Annotated in this window: 12 protein-coding genes; 6 read left to right on the top strand and 6 right to left on the bottom strand. The window is 60.9% G+C overall.

The features are described 5' to 3' along the window. Positions 1–10 precede the first annotated feature (10 nt). Positions 11–988, top strand: coding sequence for a TAXI family TRAP transporter solute-binding subunit (locus MJO47_RS09035; protein WP_253960803.1), 978 nt, complete (start codon positions 11–13; stop codon positions 986–988). A 20-nt stretch (positions 989–1008) separates the two neighbouring features. Here the strand turns inward: MJO47_RS09035 and MJO47_RS09030 are convergent, their stop codons facing one another. Continuing rightward, positions 1009–1404: a phage holin family protein gene (locus tag MJO47_RS09030; RefSeq protein WP_253960802.1), complete on the bottom strand. Its 396-nt coding sequence runs from the start codon at positions 1402–1404 to the stop codon at positions 1009–1011. A 126-nt stretch (positions 1405–1530) separates the two neighbouring features. On the opposite strand from MJO47_RS09030, the gene xpt reads away from it, so the two are divergent. Then, complete coding sequence (xpt, locus tag MJO47_RS09025; RefSeq protein ID WP_253960801.1) at positions 1531–2097, top strand: xanthine phosphoribosyltransferase; 567 nt, start codon at positions 1531–1533, stop codon at positions 2095–2097. A gap of 22 nt (positions 2098–2119) precedes the next feature. Next, a complete protein-coding gene (locus MJO47_RS09020) occupies positions 2120–3037 on the top strand; it encodes an alpha/beta fold hydrolase (RefSeq protein ID WP_253960800.1) in 918 nt (305 codons plus the stop codon). On the opposite strand, the gene MJO47_RS09015 is transcribed toward MJO47_RS09020, so the two are convergent. The 5 genes from MJO47_RS09015 to MJO47_RS08995 form a co-directional block, all read right to left on the bottom strand. Continuing rightward, the gene (locus tag MJO47_RS09015) at positions 2989–4164 is read right to left on the bottom strand and encodes an ATP-binding protein (RefSeq protein ID WP_253960799.1); all 1176 of its coding nucleotides are present in this window, start codon (positions 4162–4164) and stop codon (positions 2989–2991) included. The two genes, MJO47_RS09020 and MJO47_RS09015, sit on opposite strands and share 49 nt — an antisense overlap. Positions 4165–4244: 80 nt before the next feature. After that, positions 4245–4943 (bottom strand): FHA domain-containing protein, encoded by a 699-nt coding sequence (locus MJO47_RS09010; protein WP_253960798.1) that lies wholly within the window; start codon positions 4941–4943, stop codon positions 4245–4247. 4 nt (positions 4944–4947) lie between these two features. Continuing rightward, positions 4948–5736: a Stp1/IreP family PP2C-type Ser/Thr phosphatase gene (locus MJO47_RS09005; protein ID WP_253960797.1), complete on the bottom strand. Its 789-nt coding sequence runs from the start codon at positions 5734–5736 to the stop codon at positions 4948–4950. A gap of 3 nt (positions 5737–5739) precedes the next feature. Next, positions 5740–8280 carry a CHASE2 domain-containing serine/threonine-protein kinase gene (locus tag MJO47_RS09000; protein ID WP_253960796.1) on the bottom strand — a complete coding sequence of 847 codons (2541 nt, stop codon included), beginning with the start codon at positions 8278–8280 and terminating at the stop codon, positions 5740–5742. A 244-nt stretch (positions 8281–8524) separates the two neighbouring features. Continuing rightward, the gene (locus MJO47_RS08995) at positions 8525–10942 is read right to left on the bottom strand and encodes an AAA family ATPase (protein ID WP_253960795.1); all 2418 of its coding nucleotides are present in this window, start codon (positions 10940–10942) and stop codon (positions 8525–8527) included. Between the two features lie 208 nt (positions 10943–11150). On the opposite strand from MJO47_RS08995, the gene MJO47_RS08990 reads away from it, so the two are divergent. Genes MJO47_RS08990 through malQ form a run of 3 tightly spaced genes read left to right on the top strand, consistent with a single transcriptional unit; the run spans position 11151 to position 15195 of the window. Further along, complete coding sequence (locus MJO47_RS08990) at positions 11151–13235, top strand: 3-hydroxyacyl-CoA dehydrogenase NAD-binding domain-containing protein (protein WP_253960794.1); 2085 nt, start codon at positions 11151–11153, stop codon at positions 13233–13235. Between the two features lie 52 nt (positions 13236–13287). After that, positions 13288–13674, top strand: coding sequence for a pyridoxamine 5'-phosphate oxidase family protein (locus tag MJO47_RS08985; RefSeq protein ID WP_253960793.1), 387 nt, complete (start codon positions 13288–13290; stop codon positions 13672–13674). An 18-nt stretch (positions 13675–13692) separates the two neighbouring features. Further along, entirely contained in the window at positions 13693–15195 is a 1503-nt protein-coding gene (gene malQ / locus MJO47_RS08980; RefSeq protein ID WP_253960792.1) for a 4-alpha-glucanotransferase, read from the top strand. Positions 15196–15252: the final 57 nt, after the last annotated feature.

The following is a 15252-nucleotide window of genomic DNA, read 5'->3' as shown; positions in this document are numbered from 1 at the left end:
AGGAAAGTCCATGAGCAAGCGTTTTTTTTACCTATGCAGCCTTTTTGTTTCCCTGTTGGCGGCCCTGCCCGCCAGCTTGGTCCTGGCCGCTCCCCCGCAGGTTCGGCTGGTGAGCGGCCCGGCTGGGGGAACGTTTGACGTGGTGGGGGACACGATCACCCGTCTGGTCAATGACAAAAATACCGAAATGGTCGTCAGCCGCAGCATCTCCGCCGGTTCAGTGGAAAATCTGCGCCGCCTCAGCTCCGGCGAGGCCGATCTCGGCATTGTCTACGCCGGCGATCTCTTCCTGGCCCAGCAGGGGCGTTTGCCCTACGATGCCCGCACCTATGACAATGTGCTACCAGCCGCCTATCTCTACAGTGCCCCGGCGCAGATGCTGGTACGCCAGGACAGCGACATCGAAACGGTAGAAGATCTGACCGGCAAGCGCGTAGCCATCGGCGGGCCCGGCTCAGGTGCTGCCGCCGCCGCCCAGCTTTACCTGACCAGCGTCGGCCTGTGGGACCACATCCGCCCCGACTACACCGGCTATCAGGAGGCGGTCTCCGCCCTGGCGCACCGGTATATCGACGCCATCTGGCTCTTCGCCGCCCTGCCCACGCCGGCGGCGACACACGCAGCCCAGGCTTTTCCCGTACGCCTGCTCGACCTTCAGGGGGCGGGAGATGCCTCGGGCTTTTTTGCCGCCTACCCTTTTTTCACACCGGCCGTCATTCCGGCGGGAACCTATCCGGGGCTTGATCGTGATATTTCGACCTTTTCGGATCGCGCCTTGCTGGCGGCCGGAGCCCGGGTGCCCGAGGAAGCCGTGCGCGAAGTGTTACGAAAAGTCTTTTCCGCCGAAGGCCTGAACAGGCTGGGAGAGAAGGAACCGAGCCTGGCCGGCCTGAACAAACAGCAAGGGGTGCAGACCAGAGTGCGGCCGTTGCATCCCGGCGCTATCACCTTCTGGAAAGAGCAAGGCTTGCAGATACCCGCCCCCTGATTCTTTTCAGGCGGATGGTCTCACTCCCAGCGTCCGTTTGAACGCTGGCGCAGGGCAATAACCTCAACCCGACCCTGGTCGTTGATAAAGGAACTCAGCAACCAGCTGACCAGGCTGATAATCAGCGAACCCAGCAGCGCTGAACCGAAACCGCGGACATAAAAACCCGAGATGACCCCGGACACCATCATCAACAGCAGGGCATTGATCACGAAGGTGAACAGGCCCAGGGTCAGAATATTGAGCGGCAGAGTGAGCAACAGCAGGATGGGCCGCAGAAGAGCGTTGAGAATCCCCAGGGTAGCGGCCGCAAAAAAAGCCGCCGCAAAACCGCTGGCCGAGATCCCCTCAATTAGGTAGGAGGCGGCGAGAATGGCCAGGGTCAAAATCAACCAGCGCAGCAATAATCCTTTCATAATATCCCCTTTTCAGTCTAGGCCGGCTTTGCAGAAAGCCGGCCTTGTTTTATTATTGGAATCGACGGGCGGTTATGCCACCGGACCCTTTTTCTGAACCTGCTTCATTTTAGCGGGAGGAAAGCCATGCAGCAACTGATCGAACGCCTCCGCCGGGAGGCCCGCTCCCTCGGCGGCCAGCTTGTTAAAGTGGACGGCTTCCTCAATCACCAGGTGGACACCGCCCTGCTCGTCCAGGCGGGACAGCACCTTGCCCGTTTTTTTGCCTCGGAAAAAATCAGTAAAATCGTCACGGCCGAGGCCAGCGGCATCGTTCCGGCTTTCGCCACGGCTCAGTCCCTGAATATTCCCTTCATCTATGCCCGCAAGAGCCGTCCCCTCACCATGGCCGACAACCCGCTGTGTGCCGGGGTCACCAGCCGCACCCGGGGCAGCGCCGCCGAACTCTTTCTGTCCCGGGAATATCTGGCTCCGACAGATCGTGTCCTGGTGATCGACGATTTCCTCGGCAGCGGCCAGACCGCTGCCGCTTTGGGCCAGATGGTACAGCAGAGCGGCGCCCACCTGTGCGCCTTCGCTTTTCTGGTCGAAAAGGTGGATGAAAGAGGCCGTCACACCTTGGCGGATTTTCGCCTTCCGGTAAAAACCCTGGCGCGGCTCGAGCTCACCGAGGACGGCCTGAGAGTATCCTGACAACGCCTGCATACAGAGCCACATGGCAAACGATGACACCCACATAGTCCTGCCAAAGGACGGTCGCCGGTTCGGCCTGAGCGAGTTTGGCGCACCGAAGGGAAAACCTCTCTTCTATTTCCACGGCTTTCCCGGCTCGCGCCTGGAGGCCCGACTGGTCCATGAACAGGCGTGCAGACAGCAGATCCGACTCATCGCCGTCGACAGACCGGGCTATGGGCAATCGGCCTACCAGCCCGGTAGACGGCTCGCGCACTGGCCACGGGATATCGCTGCGATTGCCGATACTCTCAAGCTGGATAGATTCAGCGTGCTTGGCGTATCCGGCGGCGCCCCCTATGCGGCGGCCTGCGCTCGCTTCATGCCGGAGCGCCTTATAACAACGGGAATTGTCTGCGGTCTCGCGCCCTTGGACGATGGGGAGTTACTGAAACGGCTCAAAGGGCGGGATCGCCGTTTCGGCTGGCTCAAAAAACTGCCGCGCCCTCTTTTTCGCCCGCCTCTGCTGGTGGCGGGGATAGCGGCAAGGCAACGGCCTCAGGGTCTGCTGCGATTAATCGCCGGGACGCTGCCTCCCTGGGACCGAACAGTGATAATGAAAAGAGAAATTGGTCCGCTGCTGGCCAGTTCTTTGCGTGAAGCCTTCAGCCAAGGCAGTGCCGGTGCTTTTGCCGACCTCTGTCTGTATGGAGAACCTTGGGGCTTTGCCCTGGAAGAGATCCGCGCCCCGGTGCTGCTCTGGCACGGCGAAAGGGATACGGTCGTCCCCTGCGCCATGGGACGGTTCCTGGCCGAAAAGATCCCTAACTGCAGGGGGATTTTTCTCGCGGACGAAGGGCATTTTTCCCTGCCACTCCTGCAGGCCGAAACGATTCTGACTGGGCTGATGAATCAGGACGATTTGCCGCCGGCTGACGATACCGGGCCGGCCAGGGGGTAGGACGCGGTGAAAAGAGTGCCTGTTTGGTCGGAACTGGTGAAGTGGACCGAGCCGCCCAGGTAATTGCTGAGCAGCTTCATACTGTAGGTACCCAGCCCCCTTGAGCCCCCCTTGGTGGAGAAGGAGCGCTGGAAAATACCGGCTTTGGCCTCCGGTGACAGCACTCCCTGATTATGAACCCAGAAAGCGATGCGGTCTTCGTCACCACGGCAACCCAGGGTGACCTGTTCCCCGACGGGGCAGGCTTCCAGGGCGTTCTTGAGCATATTGCCCAGCACGCGGCCGAGCAAAGTCTGGTCGCTGGTCACAAGAAGATCCGCAGCGTCCGCATCGACCGTCAGCTCCCTGTCGGCGGCCACTTCGTGCTGGCGATAAATCTCGGCCAAATTCCTTATAAAGGCGAGACTGGAGAAGGTTTCCACATCCAATGCCAACTCCCCCGACTCGGCCGCCGTCAGAGCTCGCTGGGCCTCAATCTCGTCAATGGTCTGCTCAGCGGCCAGCTGGATCAGGTCAAAAATCCGCTCTTGCTGTTCCGGGTCGCAGACACGCAGATGTTCGGCAAAGCCCTTGATGCTCCCGACCACGTTCAAAACATCATGGAAGAACACGCGCTCCAGAAAGGCGCGGCGCTTTTCATGACTGACATCGGCCAGCGCGAAGACCGAAAAGGTCTCTTCCCGAAAAGTCAGCGGTGTGGCGCGGACCACCAGATCGAGGGCCTCCAGGCGACCGTCAAACTGACGGGAGATGCGAAACTCCCGTTCAGCCGCCTCACCGGCCAGGGCACTCAGCACGGCCAAGGCGGCACCGCAGCTATGGCACATGGGGCCGTCGCCGCAGCCCTGCCCGCTGGTTGCGACCCGCACGCACCGCAGAGCCTCGCCGGGACGAAGCCCCCGCAAGTCCTCGACATCGCCTACACCGACGAGATCGAGGAGGGGCTTGTTGGCGTAGACGATCTGCCGCCGGTCGTTGACGATGGCGACCACCGTGGGCAAGGCATCCAGCAGGTGGCGGGACAGGAACTCGTCCGAGAAATAGCGCGCTTGCCGCGACAGGACATCCTCGCCCGGCTGGGAGTCGGCGCCGGGAACCGAAAAAACTTTCTCAGAGAACAATGTCACGACGAGGCCTCCCTCTCCAAGGTCACAGAGGGTCATTTGAACATGACAGGGGGATTAAAAGCAAGAGAGGCGGCAGGCGATCACTGACGCAGGTGAAAACGCAGCCGGCGCGAGGCAACCTCGACCAGATCCCCTTCTTTCAGGGGAATATCTTCCGTCACGCTGCGACCGTTGATTTTCAGGCGAGGACGACCCTCCCCCGGCGACAGGGTATAGCCGTCCTTGCCCCGCAGGACATAGCCCCCGACTTTGGGAGCGAACCAGCCTTTCAAGGGGATGTCGGCACCGGCATCTTTGCCCATGACGGTCAGCGAGCGGGTCAGTTCAAACTCCGTCTCGCTGCCGGCGCCACCAACCGCGGCCAAAACGCCGAGCGGGCAGCCGGACAGTTCCATCCGATCAAGCGCCTCCCGATGCTGCCTCGTTTCCAGCACCATGGTCTTGTCCATGTCCAGTTCCCGCAGGGCCGTGCCGGAGGAGACATTTTCGCCTTCTTCGACCATGAAGACGAGAGTGTGCTTGCCGATCGTGACCGCGTCATCCGGCTTGAGACCCCAGCGCGTGATTTTTCGACCATTCACAAAGGTGCCGTTGGTGCTGTTGAGGTCTTCAATAAAGTAATGCCCCAACTGATTTTCCACCCGGGCGTGAAAACTCGAAACAGCCAAGTTGTCGATCTGCAGATCGTTCTCCAGATTTCGTCCGATCGTCAGCTGTTCCTTGTCCGTATCGACGACCTTGAGAACCTTGTCGTTGAATTTGAGCAGAATCCTGAGCATTTCCCTATTCCCTCCTCAATCGTGGCAGCCGTTCCGAGAAAAATCGGCTGATGCCGTTGGGCTGACAAAAAAGCAGCACGGCGGTAATATTGTCCTTCCCACCGGCGGCATTGGCCGCGTCGACCAGACGGGCACAGACGGTGCGCGGGTCGTCCGTCGACAGGACCAGAGACAGGATGGTTTCGTCGTCAAGCATGTCGGTGAGACCGTCGGTACACAGCAGGTATCGATCCCCCTCTTCGATAGTGAACGGAGCGACAGAAACCTCTGTATTTGGAAAAGAACCCAGAGCCCGGGTCAGCACATGGCGGTGGGGTGAAAGAGTCGCCTCGGCCGGGGAGATCAGGCCCTGGAGAACCTGCTCGTGGACCAGGGTGTGATCTTCGGTCAACGGTTCGATATTTCCGCCACGTATCCGATAGAGTCGGCTATCGCCGACGTGGGCGACAGTCAGCCGCTCGCCCTGGATCCAGGCGACCACCAGCGTGCAGCCCATGCCACGCCAGCCCGGGTTGTCGCGAGCCTCGCGGGAAACCGCTTCATCAGCAGCCAGCAGAGCCTGGCGCAGTACCTCGTCCGCCGACCCGTCGGCAAGGGCCCGGTCGCGGGCCAAGCCCTCCACAAATTGCCGCACCTCGCGAACCGCGAGACTGCTGGCCACCTCACCGGCCGCATAGCCACCCATGCCATCGGCCACAACGAAGAGGCCCTGGTCGGGGCAAAGGGTGAAGCTGTCCTCGTTGTTTTCACGAAGCAGCCCCTGGTCGGTCTGTCCCCAGGATAGGAGGCGCATCGGTCACCCTGTCTCCCGCAGGCAAGCCTGCAGGTCCTTTAAAACCTGACCGGCTTTGGCATAACGCCGGGTCTGGGTTTTGGCCAGAAGTTTCTCGACTATCGGCAGACAGCACTCCGGCACGTCGGGTGCGATTTCCCGTAAGGGGGTATAGGTGGCGTTGGCAATAGCAAACATGAGGGCACCGAGGCTGTCTCCCTGGAAGGGCTTCTCACCGCTGAGCAATTCGTACAACACAACCCCCAGCGAAAAGAGATCGGAACGACCATCGACCTTTTTGCCGGCCACCTGTTCGGGAGACATATAGCTGGGGGTGCCGAGAATGACGCCCGTCTGCGTCCGGGAGTTCGGTACCAGGCGGGCGATGCCGAAATCCGTGACCTTGACCTGGCCGCTGGTCGTCAGCATGATGTTGCCGGGCTTGATGTCGCGGTGGACGACTTCATGCTCGTGAGCATATTCAAGTGCGGCGGCCACCTTGGAGACGATGCGGAGCACCTCGGCCGGGCCAAGCAGGCGGCCTTGCTGGCAGTGCCGGCTCAAATCCCCTCCCTCCAGCAGCTCCATGGCCATGTAGGCCATATCATGATCCTCCCCCACATCGTATATGGTGACGATATTGGGGTGGTTGAGGCGACCGGCCGCTTCCGCCTCGCGAAAAAAGCGTTCCTTGACCTCTCCCAGTTTTTCCGGCTCAATCGCGGCATAGCTGAGCGTCTTGATGGCCACTTCGCGGTTGATCCTGGGATCCCGGCCCAGGTAAACAGTACCCATGGCCCCCTGCCCAAGTTCCCGCAGAACCTCATAGCGTCCCAATGTCGGCGTTATCGCGCCGGGATCAAGGACCAGGGTCGATTCCTGTCTGCCGTTGGCGGCGAAAGAGACCGGAGACGCCCCCTGGCGCAGCTTTGCCAGGCGGGCGGCGACATCCCTGAATTTTCCCTGCCGCGCGAGCTGTTCATAAACCGTGACGGCTTTAGAGAACATTCTCTTGCGCTCAAAATCAAGGCCGAGGTGATAGAGCAACTCCCGCACGGAAGCATCGTGGGGCGGACAGGCCATGAATTTTTCCAGCGCCAGATCGAGCATCCCCTGCCCCTGGAAGGCCACCCCCTGCAGTTTGTTGGTAATTGTTTTCTCGCTGCGTTCCCGGGCGACCGCCAGCCAGCGAAAAAACCCCAGAAGCGCAAAGCCGGCCACCGCAAAGCAGGTCGCGGAGAGGGGTGACACCCAATAGCCGAGGGACACCAGAAGGGCGCTGCTCAGCGCGTACCAGGTTGCCAGAAAAATGGCCAGAATCACAGCCCCCATGCGCAGGCTGATGCGGGGCAGAACAAAAAGCAGAAAGAAACCGAAGTAGAGCAGAACCGCCACCTCCAGCCCCCATCCCCAAGGGGGGACGGCCAGGGCCGCTCCCGCCAGAATCGTCGCCACCGTCCGGGCGCCAACGTGAACGGGAGGCGGCTGCCACCCGCCGGGGCCAGAAAACAAAGTCGCAGTCTCAGGGGCCGAAAGACCGATGAGAACGGTCTTGCCCTGCAAGGTGCCAGGAGAGATGTCGCCGGCCAGAAGGCGCGCAGCGGAGAAAACCGCCACTGCGTTCTCGGTGGGATCCGGGTGAAGCAGCAGCCGGAAACCCGGGTCCGTGGGGATGCGCACCGAGTTCAATTCGAGCCCGAAAAAGTCGCGGCGGTCATCCACTATCTTCCAATTTGAGGGGGATACTCCCAGAGAAACGGCAGCCAGACTCAAGGGCAACGAGGGAACAAAACGGTCACCAACCGCGACAAAGAGCGCCGTTTTTCTGATCGAGCCGTCTTCATCGGGCAGCACAAGCGAATGCCCCAGGGCCGCGGCGGCACTGGCCAGAGGCGTAAAGGGTGGAATGATCGCCGTAGGCCGGGGCAGAGGATAGGCCATGGCGGCAAACGGGTGACGCAGAGCTCCCAGCAGGGCGGGCAGATCCATGGTCATGTCGGGGGCGGCCAGAGTCCAAGGGGGGGAATCCGCCAGAGGAATCGCCATACGGGCTTCTTTGGCAGAAAACTCGCAGAGCACGGGCAGCACGACTTTGCCGTCAGTGAGGGCGCGAGCCAGGGCCGCATCGCCATGAAAATCGGCCTCGAGCTGATCAAGGGGGGCCGTGAGCCCTGCCTGAACCGCAAAAATCACCGGCGCCTCCGGGGACTGAGCCTGCTTTTTCAGCTCTCGAATCCGTTCCAGGGCAGGTACAGCCTCCGGATAGGTCAGCGGAAGATAGATCCCGATGGCACGGACCTTTTGCGCTGTCAGGCGCTCCACCAGACGAGCCAGAACACTGCGCGGCCAGGGCCAGTCCCCCAGTTCGGCGAGGCTGTCCCGATCGATAGCAACAACAGCAACCTGTCCGCCGGCCGGGATGCTTCGATAGCGGCTGAGAGCGTCCAGCAGGGGGTAGTCAAGACGGCGCAGCGATGGGGCATTGAACAGAATGGCCAGCAGAACCAGCAGCAGAAGGAGCAGCCCGGCAAACCAGGGAGCGAAAATGCGACGAAATAGCATCATGAAGTCATCCGGGGGAACAAGGACCTGAGGGTAGTTGGTATGTCCTAGCAAATTGCGTTCCACCGTGAAGGGATAATGGTCACCGAACCGGCAACGGCCCCACGGGGTGGGGGAAACAGGGGAAACGCGAAAAGCGGCAGGTCCGGTGAAGAACCTGCCGCCTGCCATACGATGGCCCCAGGCCACGGGGGGAGAGACAAAAAAAGTCACCGACCGACTCCCCCGTTAGAAAGGGCGCGGGATTTCAACCTTTGTCGTTCTTATCGGGGTCTTTGCCCGCCGAAAACCGACGGAGTTGTTCCGCCATATCCCGCAGGCGCTTATCCACCAGAAAATTCACCGTCCCTTCCGGCCAGCTGCCATCATCCTGCAACTCGCCGGCCGGCACCCCCGTGAGAAGTTCAATCCCTTCGTCGATGGTGGAGACCGACCAGATACTGAATTTACCCTCACGCACAGCGGTAATGACCTCCTCGTGCAGCATAAGGTTCTTCCGATTCTGCACCGGGATGATCACCCCCTGCTCCCCCGTCAGGCCCTTGGCTTTGCAGACGGCAAAGAACCCTTCGATCTTCTCGTTGACCCCGCCGATAGGCTGGATCTGCCCGCGCTGGTTGACCGAGCCGGTCACGGCGATGCCCTGACGAAGGGGTAGGCGGGAGAGAGACGAGAGCAGGCCGTAGAGTTCGGCGGAGGAGGCGCTGTCCCCCTCCACCCCGGCGTAGGACTGCTCGAAGCCGATGGAAGCGGCAAAGGACAGGGGTTTGTCCTGGGCAAAGCGCTCGCCGAAAAAGCCGGTCAGAATCAGTACCCCTTTATCGTGGATGGGGCCGGAGAGTTTGACTTCCCGCTCGATATTGACCACGCCCCCCTTCCCCATATAGGTCCGCACAGTCAGGCGCGAGGGTTTGCCGAAAGAGTAGTCTCCCAGCAGATAGACGGAGAGGCCGTTGACCTGCCCGACCACTTCGCCCTCGGTATCGACCAGGATGGTCCCATCCTCGATGAATTCCTGCAGGCGTTCCTCGGTCTTGTTGGAACGGTACACCTTGGCATCCACCGCCAGCTGCACATGGCTGCCATCCACGGTGGAACTGCCCTGTTGCCCCGCATAGAAGGAGGCCTCCCGGATAAGGTCGGCCAGATCGATGAAGCGCGAAGACAGGCGGTTCTGATCCTCAATGAGCCGGGCGGCATACTCTACCACCCTCGCCACCCCGGTCGGTTTGAAGGGGAGCAGATCCTCATCCCGGCAGTGCGTCGCCACAAAGAGTGCGTACTGCTGCACGTTCTCCCAGGTGTTTTTCATCATGCGGTCGAAGTCGGCCTTCACCTTGAACAGCTTACGGAAATCAGGGTCGAGCTGGTAGAGGAGATAGTAGAGCATGGGGGTGCCGATGAGGATGATCTTGCAGTCAAGAGGGATGGGCTGCGGCTTGAGGGACACGGTGGAGATGAGGCGGTACTGCTCCATCAGGTCCTCGATTTTGACCTCCTTGTTGCGGATGCAGCGCTTGAGGGCTTCATAGGAGAAGAGATTGATCAACACCTCGCGGCAGTCGAGAATGAGATAGCCGCCGTTGGCGCGATGAATGGCTCCCGCCTTGACCATGGTGAAGTTGGTGGAGGCATTGCCCATCTGGATGATGTGTTCGATGCGCCCGAAGAGATTGAAGTAGGTGGGGTTGGCTTCATAGACGACAGGCGAGCCCTTCTGTTCGCTGTTATCCACGAACAGGTTCACCTTGTAGCGCTCGAAGACAGACTCCTGATCGTTGCCCTTCATGCCGGGGAGCATGATCTGCGGCCCCTGGCTGGGGCGGAAGGCGTCGATGTGTTCGAGGATATCCTTCTTGCAGTGGGCAAAGTGCTCGAGCACCTTTTCAAACTTGCCGTACTTCTCTTCGAGCTCATCAAAAAGATGACCGATGGCGGCCATCAGCACATCTTTTTCCATCTCTTCCGTGGCCGCCCGCAATTTCTTTTCCAGCTCCCGCACCCGCCGCAGCACCTCATTGAGCTGCTCCTGCAGCACCTCTCCCTTTTTTTCGAGACTCGCCCGGTCCTTTTCGGAGAGCTCCTCGTATTCCTGCTGGGAGATGGGATGTCCGTCCTGGGTGGGCACCAGCACCAGTCCGCTCACGGTCCGCTGCAGAATGAAACCTTCTTCGTTGACCTTCTCTTCCAGGGTCTGAAAAAGCTTCTTGTGACGCTCCTGCGATTCGGCGGCCAGGCGGTTCTTATGCTGCTCATATTCTTTGCTTTCAAAGATCTTGGGTATCTCCTCCGCCAGCCGACCAATCAGGGTGTCGACGTCTTTCTGCAGCTCCTTGCCCTGTCCGGCCGGCAGACGCAGATAGGCGGGCCTAGCCCCGTCAGCGAAATCGTAGAGATAGCACCAGTCATCCGGCACCGGCTCGTCGGCGGCCCGCGATTTGAGCATCTTCTTGATGGTGGAAGAGCGCCCGGTGCCCGGTTCACCGAGGATGAAAATATTGAAGCCGCTGTCCCCTATCCCCAGCCCAAATTCGATGGCCGTCAGGGCCCGATCCTGTCCGATGGTTCCTTCCAGGCAGGAGATGTCACGGGTCGTGGCAAATTCGAATTGGGCCGGATCGCAACGCCAGGTCAGTTCCTCTGGGGCCAGTCGATAAGTATCCACTCTTGTCTCCCTCTTTGTTAAGTTTGGATAAATTCAACGTTTTCAGTGATTTTGACTTACTGTTGAAGTGTAGCAGCCTGTGGGCGGATCACAAGCCGCCTGGTCGAGTCAGCGCGTTCGTCGCAGGAAAAGACAACCCGGAGCATTGATCCCTGCCGTCCAGCGGGTATCCTTGTGGTTGAACATCCGACGCGCAGAAGGAGAAACCATGAATGACCAGTACGTACGCTACACGGTAGAGGACGGCATTGCCCGCGTCACTTTGGATTCCCCCGAGGGGAAGGTCAACCTCCTCAACGAGGAGTTCCTCCAGGCCCTGGAACAAGTCGCCCTGGAACTGGAGCGGGATGAGGATCTTCGCGGGGCCATTATCCAAAGCGCCAAAGAGGCGGGCTTTATTGCCGGTGCCGACATCGGCAGCTTCACCAAAGTCAGTTCCGCCGCGGAAGGAGCGGAGCTCGCCCGGCGGGGTCAGGAGATTCTCGGAATTTGGGCCGAACTGCCCATCCCCACCGTCGCCGCCATCCACGGCCATTGTTTGGGCGGCGGGACGGAATTCGCGCTCGCCTGCAGCAGCCGTATCCTGGCCGAAGGCGCCCATCTGGCCCTGCCGGAAATAAAACTGGGCATTCTCCCCGGTTTTGGCGGCACCCAGCGGCTGCCCCGTCTGGTCGGGCTGAGCAACGCCCTCGACCTTATCCTCAGCGGCCGCACCCTGTCGGCGACCAAGGCCCTGGACATGGGCCTGGCGGACGACTGCGTGGCGCCGGTGGAACTGCAGAGCGCCGCCCTGGCCCGGGTGGAGAGGCTGGCGCAGGAGGGCGAACTGCCGCCATCCAAAAAGGACAGCGTCCGCACCTGGATGTTGGAGAGGAACCCCCTCGGGCGGACGGCACTTTTCCACCAGGCCCGCCAAAAGGTACTGGAAGAGACGGGTGGCCATTATCCTGCCCCCTTAAAAGCGCTGGAAGTCATCAAGCAGAGCTGGAACCTTCCCCTGAGTCGGGGGCTCGAAATGGAGGCCCAGGCGCTTGGTGAGCTGATCGTCACCCCTGAATGTCGCAACCTGGTCCACGTCTTCTTTCTCAGCCAGCGCCCCAAAAAAGCCGGGGCGCCCCCCGGAACGGCCAGGAAGGTCGGGCAGGTCGGCGTTGTCGGCGCCGGCGTCATGGGTGCCGAAATTGCCCAGCTTATGGTAGATAGGGGGATGGAGGTCACCCTGACGGACATCCGGCAGGATTCCGTTGACCGGGGGCTGGCCCGGGCCCGGGAACTTTTCGGGCGCAAAAAGGCCACCGAGGCCCAGATCAACGAAAAGATGGCGCGGCTGAGCGGACAGGTGGGCTACCAGGGCTTTTCCAAAATGGATCTGGTGGTTGAAGCCGTGGTCGAGAACATGGACGTCAAGCAGTCTGTCCTGAGGGAGCTTGAAACGGTCCTCCCCACCCAGGGCCTCTTCGCCACCAATACCTCGGCCCTGTCGGTCACCGAACTGCAGAAGGTGGCCGAAAACCCCGGCCGGGTGGCCGGCCTGCACTTTTTCAACCCGGTACACCGCATGCCCCTGGTGGAGATTATTAAAGGGCAGCACACCGAAGACGATACCCTCGCCACCCTGTTTGAAACGGCCACACGGCTGGGCAAAACCCCCATCCTGGTTGCCGATTCCCCTGGTTTTCTGGTCAATCGACTACTGGGCGCCTACCTGAACGAGGCCTGCCTCCTCGCCGCCGCCGGAGTCAAGTGGACCTCTGTCGACAGACTGGCCAAAAAATTCGGGCTCCCCATGGGCCCCTTCCGCCTCATCGATGAAGTCGGCATCGACGTGGCCTTCGAGGTTGGCAAAACCCTCGCCGAAGCCTTTCATTACCTGCATCGCAGCCCCCTGCTCGATGAGGTCGCCAGTCGGAACCTTCTCGGCAAGAAGGGAGGCAAAGGTTTCTATCTCTATGAGTCCGGCCAGGATCCCAAGCCTAACGAGGAGGTCAGCCCCATGGTCAACCTCGCCGCCGATCGGGAAGCCACTCAGGCTGACCTGCGCCGGCTGCTGCTCTTGATGGTCAACGAGGCCGGTCGCTGTCTTGATGAAAAGATTGTCGCCGGTCCCGAGGACATCGACACGGGTATGATCTTCGGCACCGGGTTCCCCCCCTTCACCGGCGGGCTGTGCCGCTGGGCCGACCAGGAGGGGCTGCGGCGCCTCTTCCTGGAGTTGACCGATCTGGAGGGGATTCTGGGGGATCGCTTCGATCCCTGCGACTTCCTGAAAACCCACGAGCGCTTCTATCCCTGAGGGAAGGTCCGCCTTCCGCCAGGAAAAACGCCCCTAAAGAGGAGAATCCATCATGAATCTGCACGACTATTTTGAAAACACCCAGGGCACGGGTATTCTTTCCACCGCGGACGGCCAAGGCCGGGTCGACTGCGCCATCTATGCCCGCCCTCACGTTATGGACGACGGGAACCTGGCGATGATCATGCTCGACCGGCTCAGTCACCACAACCTGCAGTCCAACCCGCACGCCGCCTACATGTTCATCGAAGAGGGGCCGGGCTACCGGGGCAAGAGGCTCTTTCTGACCAAGGTGCGTGAAGAGACTGACTCGCCCCTGATTGAAACTCTCAGCCGCCGCTACCCCGGCAAGCGGGACGATTTGCCGAAAACCCGCTATCTGGTCATCTTCCGGATTGACAAGGAATTGCCCCTGATCGGCTCAGGCCAGAGCGCCTGACCTTCTGGAGACACCGGCATGCTCACACCACGCGCCAGCGGCATTCTTCTGCACCCCACCTCCCTACCGGGGAGATTTGGCCTCGGCAGCCTGGGCCAGGAAGCCCGCCGCTTCATCGATTTTCTGGTCGACAGCCAGCAGAGCGTCTGGCAGATTCTTCCCCTCGGCCCGACGGGGTACGGCGATTCCCCCTACAACGCCCTCTCCGCTTTTGCCGGCAACGCCCTCCTTATCGATCTGGACGAGCTCGTTGCCCACGGGGATCTCGACGCCGTCGACCTTCAGGGGATTGATTATGAGGAAGAAACCGCCCACTTCGATCAGGTCCACGCCCTCAAGGAGAGGCTGTTACGCAAAGGCGCGGCCGCTTTTTTTCGGCGGGGCGGGACCGATCGCGCCAGCGCCTTTGACCGCTTCAGCCAAGAGCAGGGCTATTGGCTGCACGACTATGCCCTGTTCAAGGCGCTGCGAGACCACTTTCAGCACAAGAGCTGGAACCAGTGGCCGGAAGCGTTGCGGCGGCGCCAGGCGCAGGCGCTGCATGCCTGGAGTGAAGACCTCAGTGAACCGATTGCCGTCGAGAAATACGCCCAGTTCGTCTTCTTTGAGCAATGGTTTGCTCTCAAGGAATACGCCAACCAGCGCGGGGTGCGGATTATGGGGGACATTCCGATCTTCGTCGCCTTTGATTCCGCCGACGTCTGGGCCAATCCTCAGCTTTTCTATCTGGATGAACACCAGCATCCGACCCTGGTTGCCGGCGTTCCTCCCGACTATTTCAGCGCGACCGGCCAGCGTTGGGGGAACCCCCTCTACAACTGGGAGCGCCTGCAGGAGCAGGATTTTTCCTGGTGGCTGGCACGCTTCGGCTGGAACCTGACGCTGACCGACCTGGTGCGCATCGACCACTTTCGCGGCTTCGAATCGTACTGGGCCATCCCCGCTACGGATAAAACCGCCATCGGCGGTCACTGGCAGCCCGCGGCGGGCCGCCAACTCTTCCAGACACTGCAGGCGGCCTTTGGCCCGCTCCCCCTTATCGCCGAAGATCTGGGGGTCATCACCCCGGAAGTAGAAGCGTTACGGGACGATTTCGGGTTTCCCGGCATGAAGATCCTGCAGTTCGCCTTCGGTTCGGGTCCGCAGAATCCCTACCTCCCTCACAACCTCACCCGGAACTGCGTCGTCTACACGGGTACCCACGACAACAACACCACTCTCGGCTGGTGGAAGGCCTTGACTCCGACCGAAAAAGCCGCCGTGAGAAACTATCTGGGGAGCAGCCTGCGCGCCATGCCCTGGGACCTGATCCGCTGCGCCCTGGCGAGCGTCGCGGGGCTGTGTGTGCTGCCCATGCAGGATATCCTCGGTCTCGACGCCACCGCCCGCATGAACACCCCCGGCACCAGTCGGGGCAACTGGGGCTGGCGCTATCGCGGCGCAGAGCTGACGGCGGATAAAAGCGAGACCCTGGCGGAGATGACCCGACTCTACGGGCGCGCCCCTGTTGCGAATAAATGAGCAGTCCCGCCTGTGCATATGAACAGGGCACAGGGGTGCGCTTAAACGATTTTATAC

The sequence above is a fragment of the Desulfuromonas sp. KJ2020 genome, from assembly GCF_024197615.1.
Taxonomy (GTDB): Bacteria; Desulfobacterota; Desulfuromonadia; order Desulfuromonadales; family SZUA-540; genus SZUA-540.
The sequence above is the reverse complement of the archived record's forward strand: the minus strand, read 5'-3'. Positions and strand labels throughout refer to the sequence as shown.

What these genes read in the sequence shown, in the direction of transcription:
- MJO47_RS09000 (WP_253960796.1), bottom strand. Translation starts at nt 8,280, where the DNA reads ATGATGCTATTTCGTCGCATTTTCGCTCCCTGGTTTGCCGGGCTGCTC.
- MJO47_RS09035 (WP_253960803.1), top strand. Translation starts at nt 11, where the DNA reads ATGAGCAAGCGTTTTTTTTACCTATGCAGCCTTTTTGTTTCCCTGTTG.
- xpt (WP_253960801.1), top strand. Translation starts at nt 1,531, where the DNA reads ATGCAGCAACTGATCGAACGCCTCCGCCGGGAGGCCCGCTCCCTCGGC.
- MJO47_RS09030 (WP_253960802.1), bottom strand. Translation starts at nt 1,404, where the DNA reads ATGAAAGGATTATTGCTGCGCTGGTTGATTTTGACCCTGGCCATTCTC.
- MJO47_RS08985 (WP_253960793.1), top strand. Translation starts at nt 13,288, where the DNA reads ATGAATCTGCACGACTATTTTGAAAACACCCAGGGCACGGGTATTCTT.
- MJO47_RS08990 (WP_253960794.1), top strand. Translation starts at nt 11,151, where the DNA reads ATGAATGACCAGTACGTACGCTACACGGTAGAGGACGGCATTGCCCGC.
- MJO47_RS09020 (WP_253960800.1), top strand. Translation starts at nt 2,120, where the DNA reads ATGGCAAACGATGACACCCACATAGTCCTGCCAAAGGACGGTCGCCGG.
- malQ (WP_253960792.1), top strand. Translation starts at nt 13,693, where the DNA reads ATGCTCACACCACGCGCCAGCGGCATTCTTCTGCACCCCACCTCCCTA.
- MJO47_RS09010 (WP_253960798.1), bottom strand. Translation starts at nt 4,943, where the DNA reads ATGCTCAGGATTCTGCTCAAATTCAACGACAAGGTTCTCAAGGTCGTC.
- MJO47_RS09005 (WP_253960797.1), bottom strand. Translation starts at nt 5,736, where the DNA reads ATGCGCCTCCTATCCTGGGGACAGACCGACCAGGGGCTGCTTCGTGAA.